Origin of the sequence: Pseudomonas sp. SHLD1 (assembly GCF_028640935.1) — a bacterium.
GTDB lineage: Bacteria > Pseudomonadota > Gammaproteobacteria > Pseudomonadales > Pseudomonadaceae > Chryseomonas > Chryseomonas aestiva.
Genome location: NZ_JAQZAD010000030.1, coordinates 1 through 23082 on the forward strand (window position 1 = coordinate 1; position 23082 = coordinate 23082).

Below are 23082 nucleotides of genomic sequence, written 5' to 3' on the forward strand. Positions count from 1 at the left end.
TTCAGGACCACCTCGAACTTCAGCGCGGCAGACCCGCCGTAAACGTGGAAGCCTTCGAACTGGTCAGCCACCCTCATTCCCCTGCAGCAGGGCTAGCTGCCCGGGGTGCCTTACCGGTCCCCCTCGAAGCAGTTTTCGCAGCCGCTTTGGCAAGCTGGCGGTCCAACACTGCGATTCGGGCACTGCTATCTTTCTAGACACGCTCCAAGTAGCGCTCTGCGGCTTCCCGGCCAGCGTCGGCACGGGCAAGCTTGTCACCCAGGGCGCGATTCTCCACCCGCAGTTCGGTGAGGATCTCGAGATCCTGAGCGCGCGTACGCTCCATTTCCTGGATCTGCCCCGCGGCGCTATCAGCCTCGGAGCGAGCGATGGCAAGCCGATTGCGCATTTCACGGAGCTCGACCTGGGTATCAGCAAGACGCTCCTCAGCTGCGGAAGCAGAACGCTGATGCTCCGCGCTCGCCGCTTCTGCGGAAGCCTTCTGGGCGAGCGCCAAGCTTAGTTCGGTCTGGCTCTCGGCAAGTTGGTCCCTAGCTAGTTGCGCCTGTCCCTCCGCCTCGGCAAGCCGTTCGGCGAGACTGGCGTTCTCCTCAGCCATCGCACTGAGCTGGTTTTCCTTCAGTTGAAGCTCGTTGGCCAACCCGTCCATCTGCTGCTGACTGCGCTCCTGATCGGCCTCAAGGCCTTCGAGCACGGCACTGGCATCGTCTTGCTCAGCCTCCAGGCGAGCGATCTCTTGCCGCGCCTGCTCAAGCTCGAGCACGACCTCTTTGCGCGCCGCAGCCGCTACCAAGTCAAGGGCGCCGGCCAGTGCATCCTGCATTGCCTTGGTCTGCTTGGCGACCGCGGTTTCGATGATCGCCGTTGCCTCCTCTGGCAGTGGCCTAGTTGGGATGGCCCCACCCGGTACCCCAGTGTGGTGTCGCTGCCAGACGCTGAGGAGCGTTTCGGGGCGACCCCCGCCGAGGGTGGTCCGTAGCGCCCAGCCATTGACCTTGCGCCCACCTGCCAGCAGCTGTTCGCCGGCGGCGATGACCTCTGCGTCTGTAAATCTGCGTTCCGCCATGGCCGCCTCCGGATTGAAGAAAGACAGCATAGTAACGCTATACCAAACTAACAAACAAATTTGTTTGTATTGTTTGGTTAGGTTCTAACGTTAGCTAACAAACGTGCACGAGTCCATCGTGCTTGAGCTTCTGTGGCCCATGGCAGATGCGAGGGTCGACACTCGTCAAAAGCCATATCTTGGATAGCGGCTAGTTCAGCTGTGTGGGTTTTCTTGTGGGCTCTGGCTAATAGCAGGAAGAGGAACCCCAGTATTAGCTGGGTCTGCGGCACTTTGGTACGGGGATGAAGAATCCCCGTACCGTATGACGCAGTTTTCCTGTCTATGGGTAGTTGCGTACGCAAGATTGCGTGATAGCCTTCGGCGGTCAATGTGGAGGGTTACCGTGGGTCAGTTGCTACCGAAGCAGGTGAAAGAGCTATCTGAACCAGGCGTCTACCAGGACGGCCGCGGCCTGATCCTGCGTGTGGCAAAGACCGGGGCCAAGCGCTGGATCTTCCGATTTTCCTTCCAAGGTCAGCGGTATGACGTGGGGCTGGGTGGCTATCCGGCGGTCTCGTTGAAGCAGGCCCGGCTTGAAGCGGACCGGCGCCGGCTGAAGATCGCGGAGGGCGCGCCTGAGTTACCGGGCCGGCGATCGCCTGCGGCTCAATCGCCGGCGGCCGGACCCAACCTCTTCGAGACCCTCGCCAGGCAGTACATAGCCACCCACGGTTCGTCGTGGAGTCACGACCACCATCGCCAATGGGTCAGCTCCATGGAGCGCTACGTGTTCCCGGTACTTGGCCGCCGACCGGTTACCGAGATCGATACGGACCTGGTGCTGCAGGTGCTCCGGCCGATCTGGGACAAGATCGAAGTCTCCGCCGCGCGCATCCGCAACCGCATCGAGTCGGTACTCGATGCCGCACAGGCACTAGGGTATCGCGAAGGCGCCAATCCGGCCCGGTGGCGCGGGCACCTCGACAAGCTGCTGCCGCGACACGATCGTAACGTGACGCACCATCCAGCGGCGCCGGCGGAAAGCTGTCCATCCGTGTTGCATCGCCTGGACTCCCTGGACGGTCCAGCCGCCCGTGCGGCAGAGCTACTGATCCTCACGTCGATGCGCAATGCCGAGGTTCGTGAAGCGCAATGGACGGAGTTCGACTTCGACGCCAGGCGCTGGACCATCCCGGCAGAGCGCATGAAGCGAGACAAGGAGCATATCGTGCCCCTGACGGACCGGATGCTGGAAGTGCTCGATCAGCAGAGGGGTCAGCACGATACCTGGGTGTTCCCCAACGTCCGCGGTAAGAAACCACTGCCGGGCAACGCGATAGGCCGAGCGCTGCGGAAGATCAAGCTTGAGGGAGCGGTCCCGCACGGCTTCCGCTCGACGTTTCGCACCTGGGCGGCGGAGACCACCTCACACCCGAGAGAAATCTGCGAGAAGGCGCTGGCCCACAGGATTGGCTCCAAGACCGAGGCGGCCTACAACCGAGGCCCACTACTCGAAAAGCGGCGCGCACTGATGAGCGACTGGGAGACATTCTTGGCGATGCCGGAGCTGCCAGGCTCGGAGGCCGTTGCGCCAGGACGCCTGCAGGACGCCTAGCGTCATCTGGCAGGGCGAAGTGCTCCCGCAGCATGGGAGCTAGGACGCCCCCAGGACGCCTCGGTGATAGATCATCGATGATACCTGCCAGCGTAGGACGCCCCCAGGACGCCTAGGGCATAGACCCTCGATGATACGCGCCAGCGCAGGACGCCCCGAGGACGCTCATTGGAGTTCGATGAGAAAACCAGCCACCAGACGGCTGGACCTACTATCCCCGCCCGCTGATGGAGGTGTAGCAAGCGTAATCGTTACGCCGATCGAAGCAAGGGCATGGATTCCTGAGAGACCAGAGCGCGAACGAGCTGATCGCCGGCCGGGTAAAGCGCGACAATCTCGCGGCGCTCGACGTCCTTGTAGTCCAGAAGCTCTAACGCCGTAAGGTATTCCGGCTGATTCAGCCCAAGCTGCTTCATGATCTCGTGTGAGCTGTAACCCCAATTGGTCAGCTGCTGGATGTTCAGGGCAAGCGCCAGGAGTTCTTCGGCTGGACGATCGGACATCGCAGCGTCATTCACATCGCAATGGAATCGATCTTTCACCACGGATTGCAAGCAATACGGGCAGGTAGACTTGTTGGTGCTGGTTAGGGCGACATAGGTGAGCTGGCAGCACCGGCAAGCACGCATCACCAGGTCTTTGGAGCGGTATTCACGTGCTACGACCCATGCTTCGTCGATGGAGAGGCACTCGGTCGGCGTGAAGTTCAGCGCCTCTCGATAGCCCAAATACGACTGGTGCGCAGCGATCACGGCTTCGACGTCGACACCCAAGAGTGGCTTACGAGCCCCGCGGAGATAAGCACCCATGAAAAGAGCCGCCTCGATCACGCGAGCCTTGCTGGCCAGTATGCGCGACCCCAGCGGCAGCGGGCCCGAACCGCCCCTGCTCACCACGTTCAACCGCTTACGGGCGCTCGTCACCTGCTTGGCAGTCAGCTCGGTGTGCAGGGTGATGATGGTGCAACGGAAGCCGGCTTTGACCATCATGTCGATTAGAGCGGCGTTATCCATTTCATGACATCTCCGTAGTTTGTAGAGTCGAGGTCAGGCGTGCAGGAGACGCATGAATCGGTGAAGGACCGGCTCTGGATAGGGCTCCACACGCTGCCGCAAATGGCCGTCGCGTACGACGAACTGAATGCGCCCCAGCGCTGCGATCTGGCGACGCTGCGTCGGAGAGGCTGTGAGCAGCCAATCCGCGTCGCTATCCTTCAGGTTCCAGTAGATTTGCGTTTCCATCTTGCGGTCCGACAGGCCCTCGCGAATCTCACCGAGCACCCCTACGACCTGGACAACGCTCTTCGTATTTAGAAGGTGCCGCTCCGCGTTACCGTCCTCACGATGAAGTAGAACGACTCGAAAGGCGGAAGCGGGGTAACCGTCCGGCCAAGTCACCTACCGAACTCCAGCATTAAGGGCGATGGTGTCCGCGTATTTTTAAGCGGACGCGATCGCCCTTATCGCAAGGATTTCCATGCGCCAACGAAGCTCTTACCCCAAACCATTCAAAGCCCAGGTCGTCCAGGAATGCCTGCAACCCGGAGCGACAATTTCCAGCGTAGCCATCCATCACGGCATCAACGCCAACGTGATCCGCAAGTGGCTACCAACTTACCGGGATCAATCGCCTGCAACCTTGCCGGCTTTCGTTCCGGTAAAAACGGTAGCAAGGCGAGCATCAGAAGAGATGGTGATCATCTCGCTGCCTCTGGGCGATAAATCCATCACAGTTAAATGGCCAGCCGCAGATCCAGATGGTTGTGCGCGCTTTATTAGTGGCTTGGCCCGATGATTCGCGTTGATGCCATCTGGCTCGCCACCGAACCCATGGACATGCGTGCCGGCACTGAGACTGCATTGGCTAAAGTGGTCGCGGTGTTCGGTGCGGCGAAGCCGCACTGCGCTTACCTCTTTGCCAACCGTCGAGCTAACCGGATGAAAGTCCTGGTGCACGACGGCGTCGGTATCTGGCTGGCGGCACGGCGCTTGAACCAAGGTAAGTTTCATTGGCCAGGCGTCCATCGTGGGACGGAGGTCGAACTCGACCCCGAACAACTCCAGGCGCTGGTACTTGGATTACCCTGGCAACGAGTCGGTGCGGGCGGCGCAATCACATTGCTTTAAATGCTGCCTTTTAGCTGAAGCAGTCGGGCTGCTTTGGTAAAATCCACCCCCATGACTTCTTTGCCCGATCTCGACCAAATGACCCCCGAACAACTGCGCACACTAGCTGCGCAGTTGATATCCAAGGTCGACACCCAGAGCCGAAAGATCCATCGTGATGAAACGATTATCGAGCAGCTCACTCACGAGATCGCCATCCTTAAACGGCACAAGTTCGCCAAGCGCAGCGAGCAGATCAGCCCGGCGCAGGGCAGCCTGCTCGATGACCTACTCAATACCGATCTCGAAGCCATCGAGGCGGAGTTAAAAGTCCTTCATCCCGCTCCCGCACAGGCAGAACCACGCCAGCAACCCAAGCGTGTGCCGTTGCCACCGCAGTTCCCACGTACTGTGATCCATCACGAGCCGGACAACACCCAGTGCGCGTGCGGCTGTCAGCTTCAGCGCATCGGTGAAGATGTCAGCGAAAAGCTGGACTACACGCCGGGCGTGTTCACCGTCGAACAGCATGTGCGTGGGAAATGGGCATGTCGGCAGTGCGAAACACTGATCCAGGCCCCGGTGCCGGCGCAGGTAATCGACAAGGGTATCCCCACTGCCGGCCTGCTGGCCCACGTGATGGTGGCCAAGTTCGCCGACCACCTGCCGCTGTACCGGCAAGAAAAGATCTTCGGCCGTGCCGGCCTGGCCATCCCGCGCTCGACACTGGCGCAGTGGGTGGGTCAAACCGGCGTGCAGCTTCAGCCCCTGGTCGATGCGTTGCGCGAAGTGGTGCTGGCCCAGCGCGTGGTTCACGCCGATGAAACGCCGGTACAAATGCTGGCGCCAGGAGAGAAGAAAACCATCGTGCTTACGTCTGGGCCTATAGCAGCACGCCATTTTCGGCACTCAAGGCTGTTGTCTACGACTTCAGCCCCAGCCGTGCCGGCGAACATGCGCGCAACTTCCTGGGCACCTGGAGCGGGAAGCTTGTCTGTGATGACTTTGCCGGCTACAAGGCCAGCTTTGAGCTGGGCATCACCGAGATCGGCTGCATGGCCCATGCACGCCGTAAGTTCTTTGACTTGCATGTAGCCAATAAAAGCCAGTTGGCGGAGCAGGCGCTTCACTCGATTGGCGGGCTTTACGAAGTCGAGCGACACGCCAAGGAAATGAGAGACGAAGACCGTTGGCGATTACGCCAGGAAACAGCAGTGCCCATCGCTGAAAAGCTGCATGAGTGGATGCTGGCCCAGCGTGAACTTGTGCCCGAGGGTTCGGCCACAGCGAAGGCTCTGGATTACAGCCTCAAACGCTGGGTAGCGCTGACGCGCTACCTGGCAGATGGTGCTGTGCCCATCGACAACAACCAGATCGAGAACTTGATCCGGCCGTGGGCGCTTGGGCGTTCTAACTGGTTGTTTGCGGGATCGCTGCGCAGCGGCAAGCGGGCGGCCGCGATCATGAGCCTGATCCAGTCAGCGCGCATCAACGGGCATGATCCGTATGCTTATCTCAAGGATGTACTGACGCGGCTGCCGACGCAGCGGGCCAGGGAGATCAAGCAACTGCTGCCGCATCAGTGGATGCCAGTCTAGCCTGCGCAAGCCATATTCCCCGCACGCTTACGTTGATACCAGGCCCGTCAGCGCCGAACAGATGGAAATTAGCCGTCTTCGGGCCGAACTGGCCCGGGTCAAGATGGAGCGCGATATCCTGGAAAAAGCGACGGCGTACTTCGCGAAAGCATCTCGCTGAGGTACGCCTTCATTTTGATTCATCGTTTGCGCTGGCCCATTGGTGTGCAGTGTCGAGTCCTGAGCGTCAGTGTTGCAGGGTTTCACGAGCATCAGGCGCGCAAGATTAATCAGGTTGCGCATCGCAGCCTTACTGATGCCGCACTGCTGGTTCACATCCGAGCGGCGCATGCTCGTAGCCGAGGAAGCTATGGTTGGCCCCGGATCTGGCGTTGCTTGGTAGCTGATAAAATTTGTGTCGGGAAGGATCGAGTACAGAAGCTGATGCGCCTGCACAGTATCGCCGGCAGGGGCAAACGTCGTTTCAAGGTCACGACGGACAGCGCACACGACTTGCCGATATCAGACAATTTGCTTGATCAGCACTTCGATTTTGAGGCGCCAAACAAAGCGTGGGTCGGTGATATCACCGTAAGCGGCCAGCCAACACACCTTCAGAAATCCGGAATTAAGGGCGATGGTGTCCGCCTATTTTAAGCGGACGCGATCACCCTTATCGCCAGGATTTCCATGCGCCAACGAAGCTCCTATCCCAAACCCTTCAAGGCCCAGGTCGTGCAGGAATGCCTGAAACCCGGTGCCTCAGTTTCCAGCGTCGCGATCAGCCACGGCATCAATGCCAACGTGATTCGCAAGTGGCTGCCGGTTTACCGTGATAAACCCGTCGCGCCACTTCCCGCGTTTGTACCGCTGCAACCGATGCCTAAACGGCACGCTGATGAAGCCTTGATCATCGCACTGCCGCTGGGCGACAAATCCATCACGGTCAAATGGCCCATCTCCGACCCGGACGGCTGCGCACGTTTTATCCGCAGCCTCTGGCAATGATACGCATCGACGCCATCTGGCTAGCCACCGAGCCCATGGACATGCGCGCCGGCAGCTACGAAAGCTCATCTTTCCCAAGCTAATCAGGCAGCTTACGAAGGCCTCACTGATCTATCGCACGACCAAGAACCTGCGGGTGGTTCAACTACTACTCGGCCATACTAAGCTGCAGAGCACTAATCGATATTTGGGGATTGAGGTCGATGACGCTCTGGAGATGGCGGAATAGACAGAGGTTTGAGATGATTAGCGGTTCTTGATAGATGCCTGCCACCGGCAAGAAACGGCATTTCTGCTGATTTTGGATTTTGAAGCCAAATACCGGAGCGAAGCCAGCATTCTGCGGCCCATAACACCACCTAATCAGAAAGGAACCCGTTAGCATGAAAATCGTCGCCTCCATTCTTGCGGCAGTGCTTCCAATGGCAACAGCGGCACAGAACCTGCCAGAACAATTCAAGCTATCCGGCGTAAGCTTGCGTCCCAGCGTTTATCAAGGATCAAACGCGCTGGAAGTGAGAATGCCACCAGCGCAATACCAGAATCCCCTCCAGGAAGCTCTGTCAGACCGCAATTTCATGGCTTGGCTGCCAATGGATTTCGGCGATGGCACTATCGAAGTCGATCTTGCCAGCGACCTCGCTGCCGACGCACCGGACTACGCGCGTGGATTCGTAGGCTTGGCCTTCAGAATCGATGCCAAAGGGCATTTTGAAAACCTGTATCTGCGCCCTACCAATAGCACTGCCCCCGACCAGATACGGCGCAACCACACCATCCAGTATGCAGCGTATCCCGATTTCCGATTCGACCAGCTCCGCCAACAGTCGCCTGAAAAATACGAGACTTGGGCCGACATCGCAACCGGGCAATGGATTCACCTTCGCGTAGTGATTGACGGCGCCACGCTGCGACTATATCTCGATGGGTCACCGCGGCCCGCCTTCATCGTCAACGATATGAAACTACCAGCAACTCAGCGTGGCGGCGTGGGAATTTGGATCGAGTCCGGTACGGTTGCCCATTTCAAAAACCTGCACGTCACCACCACGACAAAGCGATAACTCCCCTGGTTTAGGTCCGGTAGCAAACGTCTGGTTTAGGTCGACTCTGTTGAAAAAGTCGGATTTTCAAACTGGAAGATTTCGAGATTGATCATTTCTCCAGAACCTGTTCACCACGATGCGTCGCTTTTCAGTTCTGCGTTGATCGATGCAGCTTGGTCGATGGGTTGATTTGAAAGTTTTTGCTGATTTTAGGCGTACCTATCCCTTAGTCGGTGGCCCTTGAGAGGCCAGTTTCGTCAGTCTTCTTAGATTCTGTACCGCAGCCGCCAAGGTAAATTCGTCGTACGCCCCTGTCATGCCTCGTAGTCGTAACCCATCCGGCTTGATGATGTCGAACTGTTCTTCGACCCGCTCGATCATGGTCTTGGTGCTCTCGACCTCGGCGGTTCGATGAGCTGGGGTCCGCTCCACATCCATGCTCGACATCAATCAGATAGTTCGTCGAGTAAGCAAAAACGCCGGGCCTCTTGGCGCTGCGCTCCAACGAGAAAGTGGATCAGTCAATGACAGGCGCTTAGGCAGTGCTTCGCCTAACGCTTCTTCATCCAGCGCTTCAAGGTACTCACGCACGGCGCGAGTACTCAGCGCCGGATCGCGCCAGTTGATTTCATCATCGCCATGTACGCCACGTTGCCGGCTGGCATCCAAGCTCGCTTTCGCTCTGGTTGAAAAGGGCAGAAACTTATCCCAAAAGATTAACTAAATGCATAGTGCCCGAACCCAAAGCTTAAGGTACTTTCGGACTCTGGATAGGCGATACCCAGTCGGTCAGGCAAGAGGGTACTCAGCACCTATCACTTCGGGATCAAATGGCTTGCGAGAGAATATCTTCCTGACCATTGGTGCGAAGTGCTCCAGATCTGGGGTTGGGAACGTTGGGTCAAAAGAGGCCTGATCCCACCGCTCGCAAAAATCTGCGCATAGCTGGAAGCATGGATGGTCTCTGTAGCGATCTCTCTCGTTACGATCCCCGCCAAAGTAATGGGCATAGTAGAAGTTCTGGAACAGTCCATGATGATGCAGCACCCAGGCAACCTCGCTACGTACATAAGGTCGTATAATCGATGCCGCGTACTGAGAGTGGTTATACGGCGCGAGATCGTCACCGATGTCATGGATCAAGGCGCCTACGATCATCTCTTCATCTGCACCGTCTGCCTCAGCGCGAGCAGCCGTTTGTAAGGAATGCTCAAGACGGTTGATTTTGTAACCGCTTAGCGTAGTGGCCAACCCTTGCAGTGCATTCAGAATTCGATCAGCCAACCCTTTGTTGAACTCACTCTCCAGATGCTCAAGGAAATGGTATTCCTCGGACGTTCCATCTTTCATGCGGATGAACTCGACCTGCTCCATATCATGCGGCCTCTTCGGTTTGTTTGGATCCTTTGATAATTTCGCTCAAACGCTCACGCGGCCCGTCTAAGTCTATATAGCATCCTTGCAGATGCCTTGCCCCTTCGGACGGGTTGAAGCTTGTGCGGCCATGAAGGACTCGGCTGTTGTCGAAAAACATCAGCTCTCCGGCGGCTAACCGGAACCTCACCTCATAGTCTGGATGATTGAACAATTCGGCCAATCGCTTACGAAGCGGGCAGCTGGCTGGTCGCGGTCAGTCGCTGCTTTAAGCCAGGCTGTGTCTTCGGTGCTGATATCGAAGAAGCGGTGGAAAGCAGGGTCTTGTTCCCTGGCCCATTCACGCGCCATCTCCAGCAAGGTTTCGTCGGTCCCGCTATTCATCACGCGTCTCCGTTGCTTTTCTTGAGAAGGATTAGCCGGCGCCAGACGCGCAGCACATCTTCGCCATAGGCTCGGGCAACGCTTGCTAACGCGGGATTTGGGGTGTGATAGCGACCAATGGCGAGCGCGATATCGCCCCCCTGCTGCTTGAGGAATTCGCAGAACGTCGAGACGGCTACTCGGACATTGGTGTGCAGATCCAGGAGCTCGGAAGGATCGGACACACGATGCCCATTCCAACGCACGCTCACCTGCATGGCGCCGACTGCAATCATCTTTGTCCTGGAAAGAGCCTCCGTCAGAAGATGCTCGGCCTCAGCGCGGCTAGCCGGATGAAAGCCTTTTCCATCGATGTTGAGTGCGTAGGGATTAGGGGCAACCATCCGACCGGCATACTGCTTCGATTCGACCAGAGCCATGGCATAGAGCAGTTCCGGCGCAGGACGGCATTGCCCAACAGCCGGGCGATCCCAAACGGTTCCATCCAGATCCAGAGCAAATGCCGCTTTCATCGGCAACGCGAGGAGCAGAGCAGCACCCATTTTCCTTACCGCGACCCAGTGACTCATGAACCTAACCGCCCGACGTACTTTGACCCTAAATAATGGTCACTATTTTCGGCCGTGGTTCACATTTCTTCAACGGCACATTTGACAGATGGCGGCCTGCGAGAACGGCCGGTACTCAAACGGCGACAGGCGGTACACAGTGCTAAGGAACTGTTAATCTCGTCACATATCTGCTAGCGCAATAAGCGAATTACGGCGCCTGATAGTTGACAGTCAGGTCGAGGAGCTGAACACAAAATACATAAAATTGACGTATTGATGACCGGTTTAAGGGTCAGATTTGTCACAAAGCCATCATAAGGAATGGTGTAAATAAAAAGGTCGTAAATGGTTGATACTTACGCCATCCAATCCATCCTTTCCGATCAAGACGACAATAAACCGGGAACATCCATCAGTAGGAATGAACCACTATGCATTACACCCCCGATGCTATTTCGCACGATGCGTTCGTACGGCGGGTCGAAGCGTTGCGCAAGGACCGCGGAATAAATGTTCCTAGGCTCGCGGCCTTATTGGGCGAAGCTGAATCCACCATCAAAAACATGCTTTACAAAGGAACGACTCCCAATCGGGATCGGCTTGTGGCCATGGCCACGGTGCTCGATACCACGGTCGAGTACCTCGCTACGGGCTACGGGCCTGCGGACCACCAAGAAGGGTCTCCTGTCTCGCTTATCGTCCGTAGCCTCCACGAGCTGGCGCAGGAGCAGGGTTTTTTCCCTGCGGATGAGATCAGTCGCCCCATCAGCTCCCACCTCACCAGCCTCACGTTGCCCCTGCCGTATATCCAGCAATACGGACTATCCGCTCAGCACACCCGGGCGGCCCAGGTCGAAAATGACGTCATGGCACCGTTCGTTGAGCGTGGCATGACCATCTTGATCGACGTGGCCGACCGTAAACCGAGCGAGGGCCTATTCATTGTGGTGCACCACGGTTCAGCGCTAATTCGCAACGTATCTCTGACCAACGCTGGCTTCATGCTCATGACGTCGCAAGAGATGCACACTGCTATTAAGCTGGATATTGGTCCTTCAGACCCCACCGATCCGCTGCAGCCACGGCTGTTGGGACGGGTAAAAGCGAAGTTTCGAATGGACCCGCTGTAACCCTGGGTTCCTGCACCTGATTTCGCCCCCGCCTTCCCGGTCCGCAGGGCCACCTGTGCCCAGGCCCGCTATCCCGTCATCGCGGTGTTGAAACCTGGTCTTTTCCGAGCGAGCGGAACGGAGTTATTCGATTCGCCCTTCGTTTCTGCCTTATTGAGCACCTCCGACACTGGGATGCCGGCCACGGGAGCCGGGACCTCAGCCTCTATAGGCGCCCCTGATGCCGGGGCGCTATTGATCGGGCGATCGTTCGAAAACTCTGGCTCATGGTCTTCGGGCAATTTTCCAGCCGGCTGCTGGACCGAGTTCGAGGCTGGCGGACGCCCAGCCGCTTGCTCGTACAGCAACCCGATCTGTGCCAAGTCCAGCAGCCGCTTCACTCGCCTGCGCTCGGGAAGTGATGAGAGCTCCGCCAGCAACGCAGGCGCCGTCCCACTTTTGAATTTGACGTTCAAGCGAAGCTTAAGCTCGTCATCGTGATCGCTCATATCTCATCCTTATTGATGCTGCAGCCAGTAGCCGTAGGCATTCGAGATGATGGGTCGGTCGGCAGTGATCACCTTGGATAGAGGAAAGATCTCCTCTGCAGCTGCTTGGTAGAAGCCGCCGCCACCGCCTCCCATAAGTACGAAGTCGATCGCCTCGCCATCCAGGAAGCGCATCTGCTGCTTCATGTTGCTCAGGGCCTTGGGGACAACGGTCGCAACAGCCTGGTCGACGAAGGGCTTGAGCTCCACCTTGCTGCCGTACAGCTGGATGTAGGGCTTGCCACGCTGCAGCGCAATTTCGATCTTGTCTCGGCCAGGCCCAGGACCGCCATATTCACGGGCGATAGCCTGGTTGATCGCCTCGAGGAGCGCGCTCATGGCCTCCATCGACGAGTCACTGGAGTCCCGAACGATATCCCCGCGACGGAACACCACCCAGTCGACTGAAAAGAAGCCCGGATCAAGGACCAGGATGACGCCCTCATCCAAGTCGTCACTGGCCTCGTAGGTGCTGTAGATGTAGTTCAGCGTCCCGACCGGCTGAGGCAGTACCGATACCTTGTGAACCTGGATTTCGCGCTGGGGGGCGACCTGGTGGGTACCGGTCAGCTGCGCCGTGAGCCGCTCGACGAGCTGGGGCTGGCGCATCTGGCTGACAGGTAAGCCCGTGATGAGGTGATCGATCTCGTTGCGCCCCTCTCCACATGCCTCACTGATCGATGCATTGAAGAGCGCACGATAGGCCTTGGAAGCCGGATAGTCGGCGTGCAGCTCGCGCGTTACGCCGGCGCGGCCGGCGCTCAGAAACGCTGCCCAGGGCTCGCCATCCAACTGCACGTAGTGTTCACCTTCCTTGAGCGTGGCATTGCCGTTCAGGGAGTGGAGCGGCGCGGCTTGGGCAGGGCGTATGGATTGGGTGGGGTCTGCCGCGTCAGCGTAGCCGTCGACACGTTTGACGTTGGAGTAGCCGATGTCGAGGCCTACTACGAAGGCAGGCGTGGTGTGATTCTTTCGGGTCATAGGTCTCTCGAATAGCCTCGCTGATGAGAGCACGGCTCAGGCGTCCTGCAGGACGCCTGAGCCGTGCTGTGTTATCCAAAAGCGATGTCACCTGATCGTCAGGCGTCCCTGGGGACGCCTCGGTCGTCACCTCAACCGCCACCGCTGAGGCCAGGCGTCCTCCAGGACACCTGGCAGGGCGGCGAAATGAGAAATCCTGACCCTCAGGCGTCCCTGGGGACGCCTCAGTCGTTACCTCAACCGCCTGGCGGGGCAGTGCAAGCTGGCGCACATCACTCGAGGCGTCCTCCAGGACGCCTCAGATACAGCGTGCCACCGCTGGCCACTCAAACAGCCCCAGATTCCCCCCCTTCGCAGGGTGGGATTGCGCGCGACGACCTCGAATGCACTGGCTTAATCAGTAATCGAAGGGGCGGGTGTGGCCAGCGCCTGTCGCTCCCAGGGGCGACTCAAAAAGCCCATTACTAATCACCATCTAAACGGGTGTGTTGAAACGTCTTCCCCATAATGCAAATAAAGGCGTTTTGCTGAAATTTTTGCTGAAACGCGATTCTTGAAATGATTTGCCTATTAGTAATGACAATCTAAACGGGTTTGTTGGAAAAGGGGAAGACTAGGAATTGCACCGGCTCGCCTCTCATTAATAATGACAATCTAAACGGGTTTATTGGCATTCAGGTGAGCTAGAAAGTCATGCGGAAGATTGTGCTTGAAAGTCTGAAAATTAGGTCAGCAGGGTGAACGAGGCCAGCAAACCGGCACTACAAGGAAAACACAAACGTGTATTAATAATGACAATCTGAACGGATTTGTTGTAACGCCGCCACCGTAATGCCAAGACACGCGTTTTGCTGAAAAAACTGCTGAAGTACGCTTCTGGGACCAATTTTCTTATTAATAATGACAATCTAAACGGGTTTGTTGTAACGAAAATCGGAGAGGGGTGCTGAGGACAATCTCTTATTACTAATGACAATCTAAACGGGTTGATTGGTGTTCGAATGATCTAGAAAACCGTGCGTAAGATTGTGCTGGAGGCTCTCGAATCGAGGGGTATGGGCTCTAACAGGGGTCTGCGATGGGGTCCAAAATCACAATAGATAATAACCACGCAGCCGTTCAGATTGTGATTTGAAGAATAAATGGCCCTGGCTCGGGACATTTGCGTATTAGTAATAACAATCTAAACGGGCATGTGGTGAATGGCATCAAAAAGGGCAGGCTGGCCGCCTTGGAAAGACCAGCAGGACTAATGACAATCTCAACGGCATTATGGTTAATAGATAGGATATAACAATGTACGATCCAGCTACCCCCCAACGCGATGTGCACCCAATCCACGGCAACTTCCAACAGGCGATCGGGGCTATGGAAGACATCCGTCAGACCGTGAAGGATGAGGCGCTTCGGCTGCGCGATGAATACCTCGCTGCCGCCAAGGAGCGCGCTGGCGGCAAGATCATCTACCGCCTCATCGACGTACGCGATAACGGCAAGGGATCGATGTCCATCGTCTGGTGCAAAGTCTTCTTCTACGACGTGCCTGGTAACAAGAAACGGCAAGGCCGTCTGCCCATATCCAAGGGGCAGGGTTCGTTGTATGCGCCAGGGCTTGTCACTCGCGGTATGGATCACTGGTTCGTTGAGCTCTTCCAGCTCTATGAACCGCAACTCGCGGTACTTCGAGACCAGATGCTGTACGCCTCGAAGATTCGCAAGCTGCTGGTCCAGCAGCAGCGCAAGGCGCAATCGAGCATGCCGGGGTAGCCCCTTGCGTTTCCGGAAACGGGGGTAGCGTAGGGGCATCAACAGCGGAGAACGTCCCCCTATGCATCGCCCACCCGAAATGGATCACCCCATCATCGTCGACGCCGTCGATCTCGACCTCTGGGCTGACCTGTACAAGGACAGCCAGGCACCGGTCACGCTGTCCGAATTTCTGCAGCAGCCTTATCTCTACCTGAAGCAGGGTGGCCTGCCGGTTTCCTCGGAGGCGACCCAAGAGGCCTATCCGGTGACTCTGCCGGTACGGAAAGAGGTCGCGCGGCAGATCCAGGACGAGTGGGCCTGTCAGCAGCAGGCCCAGCAAAGCCGGCAGCAGGCGCGGCGCCACCTGACGTTGATCACCTGCACGCCTGGCTAACGCGGGCCGTCCGGCTGGCAAACTGGAAAGGGGCCGGCAGCTTGCTGCCGGTAGCAGGCGCGGATCGATGCTGCGGAGGTTTCAAGGTGCTGCGTTTGGACGCAAGTTTGATCGGGCGCCCTGACCCGGTAGGAACTGCGCTATAGGCGACCCGCCGTGAATGCCATGCTTTCCTCGACAGTGTTGAGGGACAGTTCGGTGGCGATACGATCCGGTAGTGCACGTACGGCGGTAGGTGCTGCATTTGTGGGCACAGCCTTCGGCATCGTTTGCGAAGGATCCCGGTGGGTCCATGCGGCGCAGCAGGGCCTCCTGCCGGCTGACCTCTTTGCACCGTTCGAATCGCATCCTGTGATTGTCTTGGCGATGACGGCGTTATCTGTCAGTACGCTTCTGCCCGGGTGTGTGCTCATTGGACGTCAGGCCAACTGAGGGCCTCCTGACCGTCCGCCTGGTATCCCGGCGGCTACCGTGACCCCTTGTCGGTATCCGCCTCACACTCGTGAGCCTGTGTAAGATTCTTACACCCACTTCCTGTGGACGCCTCTCTGCCGTCCGTCGCTGTCAAGCTTGCTGGATCGTTCCTCCCTGATTACTGTCTATTTATACAGTAACCCTAAAGGAGGCCATTCCATGTCCATTTCTCCCCGTATCCCTCGTCTCTGTCACCGCTGGCCTATGGGCGCTACCGGAAGCGGAGCGGGTACCGCCGTGGGAGTGGCGCCGCGCGGCGCGTGATCAGAGACAGGAGGCGCGAACCGAAGAGAGCGAGCCGCCGGCGGCAGTACCGCCGAAGCGACCGACGTCCTTCTCTCAATTTGGCGGTTCGGATGGCACCAGCGCCGCGGGATCCTTCAGCTGCACACCGCTCAAGGCCTGCAGACAGATGACGAGCTGTGCGGAGGCGAAGTATCAGCTGCAGCACTGTGGCAATAGCCGGATCGATGGCGACCACGACGGGGTGCCGTGCGAAGCCATCTGCCGGTAGTTGGTGACTAGCGGGCCCGGATGGGACCTTCTGCCGGATGCTTCGCGGTATGGGCCGCGATCAGCTGGTCGAGGAGGGCGACGACGTCCGGACGGCTGAGCAGCTAACGCCCCACGACCGCTGCCGGCTTGAACACCCGGCCGGCCTTGCGGGTGTTCCAATCGCCGATTACTACATGGATGCCCTGCACCTGGCCTACCGGGGGAAGCATGCCCCAGGTCTTGGTGTGGCTGGCCTATGTCAGCAGTGCACCCGCGAGTTCCTCGTGCAGTGCCAGGCGCGCCGCGTGATCCTTCGCCGCCTCGTAGTTGTTCAGGGCGTATTGCAGTAGGTCCCACGCCTGGATGCCCTTTGGCAGTGGCAGCCCACCACGCTGACACGCGGCGCGGTAGCCCTCGACCGAGAGCTGTGTGACCAACCGGGCGCCGTGCTCCGGATTCAGCGAGTAGATCCAGACCGGCACCGTGATGGTGGGGTTGCCCTGCACGACCGCGTTCCAGTCGGCCTGCTGGGTGGCCGCTTCGAAGCGCTTTCTCTCCGCTTTCTTGATGTCGTCCATTGCCAGGCCCCCTACTCGTCCAACCCAGTATCGCCGGCGCCTTTCCACAGCCGCTCAGCGACCTGACGGATCAGCACAAGATCGTCCTGTTTGCGTGTCGAGTCGGCCAGGCGGCCGATGAATATCAGCTGCGCGATTTCGCGGCAGAAGTCCGGCCGCGAATAACCGGATGCCAGCAGGCCCTGGTAGGCCGTTTCGCCAAGCAGCCGCTCGGCTGCGGCGTCGAAGTGTTTCTGGGTAGCTATGTTCCGAATGCCTCGAGAGTGATGAGAGATCCGTTCCACGCTATCGAGCATTTGAGAAATGCAACTTGCAGCAGCATGGCCTTCCCCTGGCCTGCTGCCACAGGCGGTCTCCGCTCGCAGCCTAGGCAGCACTGCGCGCCAGATTCCTCAGGCTACGCCGGCCACACGGGCCCACTCTACGGCATCTTCCCCGGCCGGAAGCATAGACGGGCAGGTCGGGTCGGTTGCCGCGCGCCATACGCCTTCAGCAACATCCTCGGCATAGGTCACTACCGAGGTATCCTCGCGCATGGCCTTGAAGATAGGCGCGGCGAAATCCCGGTACTCCGCCGGAAAGTCCTTAGGCATCCGCGCTTTGGCGTTATCTCCGAAACGCGTCGTCGGGCTACGGCCTGGCAGTACTACCCGTACCTGGACATTGAATGGCTCCAGCTCCAAGGCTAGCGAGGCGCTGAAGGCATTCACCGCCGCCTTGGACGCTGTGTATACCGTCAATAAGGGCAGTGCCTTGAGGGTGACGGTGGAAGTGACGTTCACCACCACGCCCGACTGGCGCTGGCGAAATTGCGGCAGGAAGGCCTGCGTCAGCGCTATCAAACCGAAGGTGTTGGTCTCGAATATTTCCCGGATGGAATCCATCGACATGGCCTCGACCGCACCGGCGAAGCCGATCCCGGCGTCGTTGACCAGCACGTCGATAGGCCCCGCGGCTGCCACCAGCGCCATGATGCTTTGCTGCTTGGTGACATCCAGCGGCAGTACGTGCAGATGTTCGCTGCGCGGCAAGACCTCCTCGTTAGGGGTACGCATTGTGACGATGACCTTCCACCCGCGATCGAGAAAGAGCTTTGCGGTCTCCAGACCAAAGCCAGACGAACAACCGGTGATCAGAATGGTTTTCATGGGGGGGACGCTCCATTGAATAGCGGAAGGGCTACGATAGGCGTCGAAGCCTGGACTTTATACAACAGGAAGTCGCTAAAACATTTGCCAGAGTCCGAAAGCTGATGGATCCACTCGCCCAAGTCGTTACCGTGCTGCAGCCCGGCGGCGCCCATACCAAGCTGGTCACCGGTGCCGGGCAATGGACGGTGCGCCAGCCCGCCGGTGGGCATGCCTTCTTCTGCGCCTTACTCGATGGCGGCTGTTACGCCGAGTTCGATGGTCACGAGCCCATGACGCTGAAGGCTGGCGATTTTGTGCTGATCCCGGCCAGCCGTGGCTTCACCATGTCCAGCGTGGAGCACACCTCGGATATCTCGATCCCCATGGCGCCGGGCGAAAAGCGCTTCGGCACCCCCACCGGCCATCGGAACTGCGGATGATGGGCGGCTATTTCATGTTCGGTTCGCCGGATGCCGAACTGCTGGTCTCGCTGCTACCGCGATCTATTCATGTCCATTGCGAGGAGCGGTTGCGAACGTTGGTAGCCCTGGTTCGTGATGAGTCGCATCACGAACGGCCGGGACGGGAGATGGTGATAACCCGTTTGCTGGAGGTGCTACTGATCGAGGCGCTGCGCTCGTCCCAAGGCACCGCCGCCTCACCGGGCCTGCTGCGTGGTTTGAAAGACCCACGCCTCGCCGGCGCCATACGCGAGCTACATGAGCACCCTGCAAGATCTTGGACAGTAGCGGACCTGGCGAAGATCGCCGCGCTATCGCGCTCGGTATTCTTCGAACGCTTCAGCCGGGTGATGGGCATGTCGCCCATGGAGTACCTGCTGGCCTGGCGCATGTCGCTGGCCAAAGATCTACTGCGACGTAGTACAGCTAGTATAGGGGAGGTGGCGGAGCGGGTAGGATATGCCTCCGCCAACACCTTCAGTACTGCCTTTTCCCGTTACGTGGGGCTGGCGCCGACGCAATATGCTGCCGAAACATGACTGCGCTGCACGCGGGATATGCTGCAATCCTGGACGGGAAGAAAAAAGGACTTTCGAGCGTGGCAATGAGTGCTGAACCCGATGATTCGCCTAACTGGCTTGTGCAGAAACCGCGTAGGACACGACCGATTGCGATGATCGTGTGCCTTGCCATCGCCGGCCTCGCGACACTCACTGCCCTTGAGCTGGCCAGCCGGGCGCTGCCAGGTCCATCGACATCCGTAGGTACTGACCATCCTATCCTTCACGCCGAGGCTGCAGCTCCCTTTGCCCCGGAGCAGACCCATACCGTCCGCGGCACAGTCCGCCGCGTTACGCCTTCACCCGTGGAAGCAAATGAGGCAGCCACAGCGATCCCACTCTCGAACGTCCAGCCGCGGTCGTCGGCCGGCAACCAGACCGTCTTCAACGACCGGAACTTCATGCAACGCGGCGCCGATAACGTGTTGAGCTTCAGTGAAGCCCCTCGAAGCCTGGCGCCAGAAGAGGCACACCCGCAGCCAACGAAGGTCACGGTGGTGCACCAGACGCCGAGCATGAAGGACCGCGCCTGCTGGCCGTATAAGGCTGGCAGCCTCGAGCATCGCAACTGCCGATCCGCCGTAGGTCTTCAGTACCGGTATTAGCGTCACTGTCGGAAGCCCTCCAGATCTGCGGGGTTCACGCCCAGGGCGTGGTCAATCCGGCGTTTGCCTAGGCGGCTGCAATTGTGTGCTGACAAAGATCTCTCCTTCAGCGCGGCCGGCTGGCAATACTCGCTATGTGATCGCGGTGGGGAGATAGCTGCTACCTTGGCTTGGACGCCTGTGCCTACGCTCAACAACCGCGATCGGATCTACCTGGACGGAATCTCCTGCGGTCCACACGGAACCTCAGCACGCCAGAGCATGGAAGCGCGCCATGGAACGCGCAAACGGCCCAGAGCACGGGCTGTGCGGCTGCCCAGGAAGCGGTGAGCTCGGTGTGACGATCAAGCAGCGCCAAGGATCAGATGCTACAATTTGGTCCGCTACCTTTACGGCAAACCGAGACATATTCAGACCGCAGCTTCTAAGTAAAATCTGAAAAGGCCTGCCTGACTTAGGCAGACTCACTGGCTTCGATCGCCAAGCAAAGCCCATGAAGCAAATGACCTTTGCCGACGACGAGTACGCTGGCAAGCGCAACCAGACCCGAAAAGAACTGTTCCTGCTCGAGATGGATCAGGTGGGGCCATGGCAGGGGCTGATCCGGCTGATCGAGGCTCATTACCCAAGGGGATGAGCGCGGTTGCCACGCCTATACGTTACAAGTCATACACATATGCACCTGTTGCAGAACTGTTTTAGTTATAGCGCTCCTGCCACGGAGGAGGCGATCGACGTATGAGCCCACCACTTTGGCCCAGTTCGCCGGCCCGGCGCACGCATTCCCGATGATAAACGGATCCTCAACCTCCGGCGCTTGCTGGAGACACATCAGTTGGGCGCGGGCATCCTGCTAGTCCTCATCGGATACCTCCAAGATAAGGCCTGTCGCATCGCCAAGGCACCATCGTAGATACACGCTCGACCATACGCCCAGCCCGACAAGAAAAAGGACGGCAAGCGCGATCCTGAAATGCACCAGACGAGAAAAGGTAACCAGTTCGCCTTCGGGGTAAAGGCGCATATCTGTACTGACGTCAGGTCAGGGCTGGTACATGGCATGCAAGTTACCGCCGCCAACGCGACGGGCATTACCCAGTTCACCGAACAGCTGCACGGTGAAGAGAACGCTGTGTACGCCGATGCCGGTTAAACAGGAGCCAACAACCGCGGCGAGCATGCTGAACGGACAGCGATCTGGCAGATTACCACGCGGTGCAGCACCTATTAAATCTGAGAAAGTGCGGACTAATCTACCGGGGCAAGCTGGGATAGTAAGCGTAGAGGCTGGATTTGATAGAGGCTATTTGAAAAAAGCAAGAGCCTCCCATATTGGGCTTATTGAAGAGATAAACAAATTCAGAGCCAGTATGGCGCTAAATCTACCGAATGTTAGGCAAGCACTAAAACAAGCTCAAGAAAACGCACAACTTGCCGAGTCCGAAAAATTACAGTTACAGCATATGATACAAAAAGTCGTTGCTCAAAACTTGCAATTAGTAGAACGAGCAAGGCAGCTCGAGAGCCAAATCAAAGAAATTCGCAACATAAAGAGTATGACGCGTCATAGCTCACTACGTGAATAGCTTTCAGTTAACCATCAAAATTCGATTTTTCCTTGATGGTTTTTCTGGTATTTTGACGCGGTGGTTCAGATGATGACGGTAGCCATACGTAACGAGGTAATGGTGTCCAACTTTCATTAAATGAAGTGCGTTAATTTTATAGGATTGACTAGGTGAGTTTCCTAGACATCAAACCTAATTTTCCAATCCAAGTTTCAAAGCGAAGCACAAGGCCTTCTGGAGCAATAAAAATTTGCAAAAGGCTCGTGAAGCGGTATTGAAGCCTACGGTTTTCGCTCAGCTATTATGTCTATACTGGCGGCCGATTGAGAAATGGCTTGTGAAGCTTGCTGCATTTTAGTGGAGGCTTGATCGATGCGCTCTGAATCGCCCCTGATTTCGTAGACACTCTCCAAGCTCTGGAAATAGCGCTTTTCATACTCCACAGGCGATAGCTGCATAGCGCTGCTGTGCTGGCGCTTGGGGTTATAAAACATCTCGATGTAATCGAACACATCACTGCGAGCTTCTTCGCGGGTGCTGTAAGTTTTCCGTCGGATGCGCTCCCGCTTCAGCAACTGGAAAAAGCTCTCCGCGACTGCGTTGTCGTGGCAGTTGCCGCGTCGACTCATGCTGCTGATCAGGTTGTTGGCCTTTAGGAAACTCTGCCAGTCCGAGCTGCTGAACTGGCTGCCCTGATCGGAGTGGATCATCACCTCCTGCCTGGGCTTGCGCCGCCAGACCGCCATCAGCAAGGCATCGATGGCTAGGTCGCTGCACATCCGTGGCTTCATCGACCAACCGATCACCTGGCGTGAAAACAGATCCAGAACCACCGCTAATTACAACCAACCTCATAGGTGCGGATGTAAGTGATGTCGGTGACCCCAGACCTTATTAGGCTCGCTGACATTGAACTGCCGCTCCAGCCGATTGGGTGCAGCCACCGTCGGTTTGCCTCCGTAATAGCCAGGTCGCCGACGATAGCCGGTCTGAGAACGCAGCCCCTCCACTCGCATCAGGCGGGCTACGCGATGCCGGCCACAGGTCTCGCCCAGTTCACGCAAATCATCGTGAATCTTGCGATAGCCATAGACCCCACCGCTTTCCAGCCAGGCGTGCTTGATCAACCCGAGTAGGCGCTGGTCCTCCTTGGCGCGGATAGATTTCGGCTCAGCCAACCAAGCGTAGTAACCACTGGGATGTACTTTTAGGGTCTGGCAGAGACACCGAACCGGGTAATCCACCGACAGCTTGCTAATGACGGCGTACTTCAGCCGGACTCCTTGGCAAAGTACGCGGCGGCTTTTTTAGGATGTCTCGCTCTTCGGTGACACGCTTGAGTTCCGCACGCAGACGACGCAGTTCGGCCTGCTGATTGCCCTCATTCTGCCGCTGCTCCTGCGGCTTGCTGTAGCGCTTAATCCAGGCATACAGGCTATGCACCGACATGCCCAAGCGCGCAGCCACCTCGGCAACTGGCAGGCCGCGCTCGGTCACTTGCTTGACCGCTTCGATTTTGAATTCTTCGGGGTAACGCTGGTTGCTCATGGCACCTCCTGATGGGCCTCATTATGAGGCTTGGAGGTGTCTACGAAATCAGGGGCGATTCACACATCACCGGCCGATGGTGGACGAGGATGACTGCCTTTTTGGCTGCAGCGCGGTAGCTTGAGTAGTTTTGTACAACAGAACTAATGAACACATTCACAGTGCATTCTCCTG

At 57.9% G+C, this 23082-nt stretch carries 25 protein-coding genes and 4 pseudogenes; 16 read left to right on the top strand and 13 right to left on the bottom strand.

Features of this window, described 5'->3' with window-relative positions:
• Window positions 1–193: 193 nt before the first annotated feature.
• A complete protein-coding gene (locus PVZ77_RS19845; protein WP_273808290.1) occupies window positions 194–1096 on the bottom strand; it encodes a DNA-binding protein in 903 nt (300 codons plus the stop codon).
• Between the two features lie 355 nt (window positions 1097–1451).
• Between PVZ77_RS19845 and PVZ77_RS19850 the strand changes: the two genes are divergently transcribed.
• Complete coding sequence (locus PVZ77_RS19850; RefSeq protein WP_273808878.1) at window positions 1452–2663, top strand: tyrosine-type recombinase/integrase; 1212 nt, start codon at window positions 1452–1454, stop codon at window positions 2661–2663.
• 251 nt (window positions 2664–2914) lie between these two features.
• Here PVZ77_RS19850 and PVZ77_RS19855 read toward each other — a convergent pair whose 3' ends face one another.
• Together PVZ77_RS19855 and PVZ77_RS19860 are read right to left on the bottom strand one after the other, a co-directional pair.
• Window positions 2915–3676, bottom strand: a complete 762-nt coding sequence (locus PVZ77_RS19855; RefSeq protein WP_273808879.1) for a FlhC family transcriptional regulator — start codon at window positions 3674–3676, stop codon at window positions 2915–2917.
• A gap of 33 nt (window positions 3677–3709) precedes the next feature.
• Complete coding sequence (locus PVZ77_RS19860; RefSeq protein ID WP_273808880.1) at window positions 3710–3904, bottom strand: hypothetical protein; 195 nt, start codon at window positions 3902–3904, stop codon at window positions 3710–3712.
• A 235-nt stretch (window positions 3905–4139) separates the two neighbouring features.
• Here PVZ77_RS19860 and tnpA (PVZ77_RS19865) point away from each other — a divergent pair, with 235 nt between their 5' ends.
• The 6 genes and pseudogenes from tnpA (PVZ77_RS19865) to PVZ77_RS19895 all read left to right on the top strand — a co-directional run bounded on the left by tnpA (PVZ77_RS19865) (window position 4140) and on the right by PVZ77_RS19895 (window position 8417).
• Window positions 4140–4457, top strand: a complete 318-nt coding sequence (gene tnpA, locus PVZ77_RS19865) for an IS66-like element accessory protein TnpA (protein ID WP_273808881.1) — start codon at window positions 4140–4142, stop codon at window positions 4455–4457.
• A complete protein-coding gene (gene tnpB, locus PVZ77_RS19870; protein WP_273808882.1) occupies window positions 4454–4789 on the top strand; it encodes an IS66 family insertion sequence element accessory protein TnpB in 336 nt (111 codons plus the stop codon). The genes tnpA (PVZ77_RS19865) and tnpB overlap by 4 nt, the downstream gene beginning before the upstream one ends.
• 51 nt (window positions 4790–4840) lie before the next feature.
• Window positions 4841–6366, top strand: a pseudogene (tnpC, locus tag PVZ77_RS19875) (IS66 family transposase).
• A gap of 72 nt (window positions 6367–6438) precedes the next feature.
• Window positions 6439–6936 (top strand): annotated as a pseudogene (locus PVZ77_RS19880) (IS3 family transposase); the annotation flags it as partial.
• A 99-nt stretch (window positions 6937–7035) separates the two neighbouring features.
• Window positions 7036–7353: an IS66-like element accessory protein TnpA gene (tnpA, locus tag PVZ77_RS19885; protein ID WP_273808883.1), complete on the top strand. Its 318-nt coding sequence runs from the start codon at window positions 7036–7038 to the stop codon at window positions 7351–7353.
• A gap of 383 nt (window positions 7354–7736) precedes the next feature.
• A complete protein-coding gene (locus PVZ77_RS19895; RefSeq protein ID WP_273808884.1) occupies window positions 7737–8417 on the top strand; it encodes a LamG-like jellyroll fold domain-containing protein in 681 nt (226 codons plus the stop codon).
• 771 nt (window positions 8418–9188) lie between these two features.
• Here PVZ77_RS19895 and PVZ77_RS19905 read toward each other — a convergent pair.
• From PVZ77_RS19905 to PVZ77_RS19920, 4 genes are read right to left on the bottom strand one after another with little or no spacing between them, the layout of a single operon-like run.
• Window positions 9189–9773, bottom strand: coding sequence for an HD domain-containing protein (locus PVZ77_RS19905; RefSeq protein WP_273808885.1), 585 nt, complete (start codon window positions 9771–9773; stop codon window positions 9189–9191).
• A 1-nt stretch (window position 9774) separates the two neighbouring features.
• On the bottom strand, window positions 9775–9963 hold the full coding sequence (locus PVZ77_RS19910) for a TauD/TfdA family dioxygenase (RefSeq protein ID WP_273808926.1): 189 nt from the start codon (window positions 9961–9963) through the stop codon (window positions 9775–9777).
• On the bottom strand, window positions 9960–10157 hold the full coding sequence (locus PVZ77_RS19915; protein WP_273808930.1) for a hypothetical protein: 198 nt from the start codon (window positions 10155–10157) through the stop codon (window positions 9960–9962). The genes PVZ77_RS19910 and PVZ77_RS19915 overlap by 4 nt, the downstream gene beginning before the upstream one ends.
• Window positions 10157–10726, bottom strand: coding sequence for a lytic transglycosylase domain-containing protein (locus PVZ77_RS19920; protein ID WP_273808886.1), 570 nt, complete (start codon window positions 10724–10726; stop codon window positions 10157–10159). Before PVZ77_RS19920 ends, PVZ77_RS19915 begins: the two co-directional genes overlap by 1 nt.
• A gap of 413 nt (window positions 10727–11139) precedes the next feature.
• Between PVZ77_RS19920 and PVZ77_RS19925 the strand changes: the two genes are divergently transcribed.
• The gene (locus tag PVZ77_RS19925) at window positions 11140–11838 is read left to right on the top strand and encodes an XRE family transcriptional regulator (protein WP_273808887.1); all 699 of its coding nucleotides are present in this window, start codon (window positions 11140–11142) and stop codon (window positions 11836–11838) included.
• A 68-nt stretch (window positions 11839–11906) separates the two neighbouring features.
• Here PVZ77_RS19925 and PVZ77_RS19930 read toward each other — a convergent pair whose 3' ends face one another.
• The gene (locus tag PVZ77_RS19930; protein WP_273808888.1) at window positions 11907–12326 is read right to left on the bottom strand and encodes a hypothetical protein; all 420 of its coding nucleotides are present in this window, start codon (window positions 12324–12326) and stop codon (window positions 11907–11909) included.
• 9 nt (window positions 12327–12335) lie between these two features.
• The gene (locus tag PVZ77_RS19935) at window positions 12336–13346 is read right to left on the bottom strand and encodes a ParM/StbA family protein (protein WP_273808889.1); all 1011 of its coding nucleotides are present in this window, start codon (window positions 13344–13346) and stop codon (window positions 12336–12338) included.
• A 1296-nt stretch (window positions 13347–14642) separates the two neighbouring features.
• Here PVZ77_RS19935 and mobI point away from each other — a divergent pair.
• From mobI to PVZ77_RS25925, 3 genes are all read left to right on the top strand, one after another.
• The gene (mobI, locus tag PVZ77_RS19940) at window positions 14643–15113 is read left to right on the top strand and encodes a conjugative transfer protein MobI(A/C) (RefSeq protein WP_273808890.1); all 471 of its coding nucleotides are present in this window, start codon (window positions 14643–14645) and stop codon (window positions 15111–15113) included.
• A gap of 61 nt (window positions 15114–15174) precedes the next feature.
• Window positions 15175–15489 (top strand): hypothetical protein, encoded by a 315-nt coding sequence (locus PVZ77_RS19945; protein ID WP_273808891.1) that lies wholly within the window; start codon window positions 15175–15177, stop codon window positions 15487–15489.
• A gap of 886 nt (window positions 15490–16375) precedes the next feature.
• Window positions 16376–16477, top strand: a complete 102-nt coding sequence (locus PVZ77_RS25925) for an excalibur calcium-binding domain-containing protein (RefSeq protein WP_237509667.1) — start codon at window positions 16376–16378, stop codon at window positions 16475–16477.
• A 235-nt stretch (window positions 16478–16712) separates the two neighbouring features.
• Here PVZ77_RS25925 and PVZ77_RS19955 read toward each other — a convergent pair whose 3' ends face one another.
• The 3 genes from PVZ77_RS19955 to PVZ77_RS19965 all read right to left on the bottom strand — a co-directional run bounded on the left by PVZ77_RS19955 (window position 16713) and on the right by PVZ77_RS19965 (window position 18184).
• On the bottom strand, window positions 16713–17036 hold the full coding sequence (locus PVZ77_RS19955; protein WP_273808892.1) for a hypothetical protein: 324 nt from the start codon (window positions 17034–17036) through the stop codon (window positions 16713–16715).
• An 11-nt stretch (window positions 17037–17047) separates the two neighbouring features.
• Window positions 17048–17332: a hypothetical protein gene (locus PVZ77_RS19960; protein ID WP_273808893.1), complete on the bottom strand. Its 285-nt coding sequence runs from the start codon at window positions 17330–17332 to the stop codon at window positions 17048–17050.
• Between the two features lie 96 nt (window positions 17333–17428).
• The gene (locus PVZ77_RS19965) at window positions 17429–18184 is read right to left on the bottom strand and encodes an SDR family oxidoreductase (protein WP_273808894.1); all 756 of its coding nucleotides are present in this window, start codon (window positions 18182–18184) and stop codon (window positions 17429–17431) included.
• Between the two features lie 104 nt (window positions 18185–18288).
• Between PVZ77_RS19965 and PVZ77_RS26170 the strand changes: the two genes are divergently transcribed.
• The 5 genes and pseudogenes from PVZ77_RS26170 to PVZ77_RS19990 all read left to right on the top strand — a co-directional run bounded on the left by PVZ77_RS26170 (window position 18289) and on the right by PVZ77_RS19990 (window position 21378).
• Complete coding sequence (locus PVZ77_RS26170; protein WP_443218073.1) at window positions 18289–18606, top strand: cupin domain-containing protein; 318 nt, start codon at window positions 18289–18291, stop codon at window positions 18604–18606.
• The gene (locus PVZ77_RS26175) at window positions 18603–19166 is read left to right on the top strand and encodes an AraC family transcriptional regulator (protein WP_443218074.1); all 564 of its coding nucleotides are present in this window, start codon (window positions 18603–18605) and stop codon (window positions 19164–19166) included. Before PVZ77_RS26170 ends, PVZ77_RS26175 begins: the two co-directional genes overlap by 4 nt.
• Window positions 19163–19792: a hypothetical protein gene (locus PVZ77_RS19980; protein WP_273808895.1), complete on the top strand. Its 630-nt coding sequence runs from the start codon at window positions 19163–19165 to the stop codon at window positions 19790–19792. The genes PVZ77_RS26175 and PVZ77_RS19980 overlap by 4 nt, the downstream gene beginning before the upstream one ends.
• A 493-nt stretch (window positions 19793–20285) precedes the next feature.
• Window positions 20286–21020 (top strand): annotated as a pseudogene (locus PVZ77_RS19985) (IS5 family transposase); the annotation flags it as partial.
• Window positions 20971–21378: a hypothetical protein gene (locus PVZ77_RS19990; protein ID WP_273808931.1), complete on the top strand. Its 408-nt coding sequence runs from the start codon at window positions 20971–20973 to the stop codon at window positions 21376–21378. The pseudogene PVZ77_RS19985 and the gene PVZ77_RS19990, both read left to right, overlap by 50 nt.
• A gap of 383 nt (window positions 21379–21761) precedes the next feature.
• On the opposite strand, the pseudogene PVZ77_RS19995 reads toward PVZ77_RS19990, so the two are convergent.
• Window positions 21762–22908 (bottom strand): annotated as a pseudogene (locus PVZ77_RS19995) (IS3 family transposase); the annotation flags it as partial.
• Between the last annotated feature and the right edge of the window lie 174 nt (window positions 22909–23082).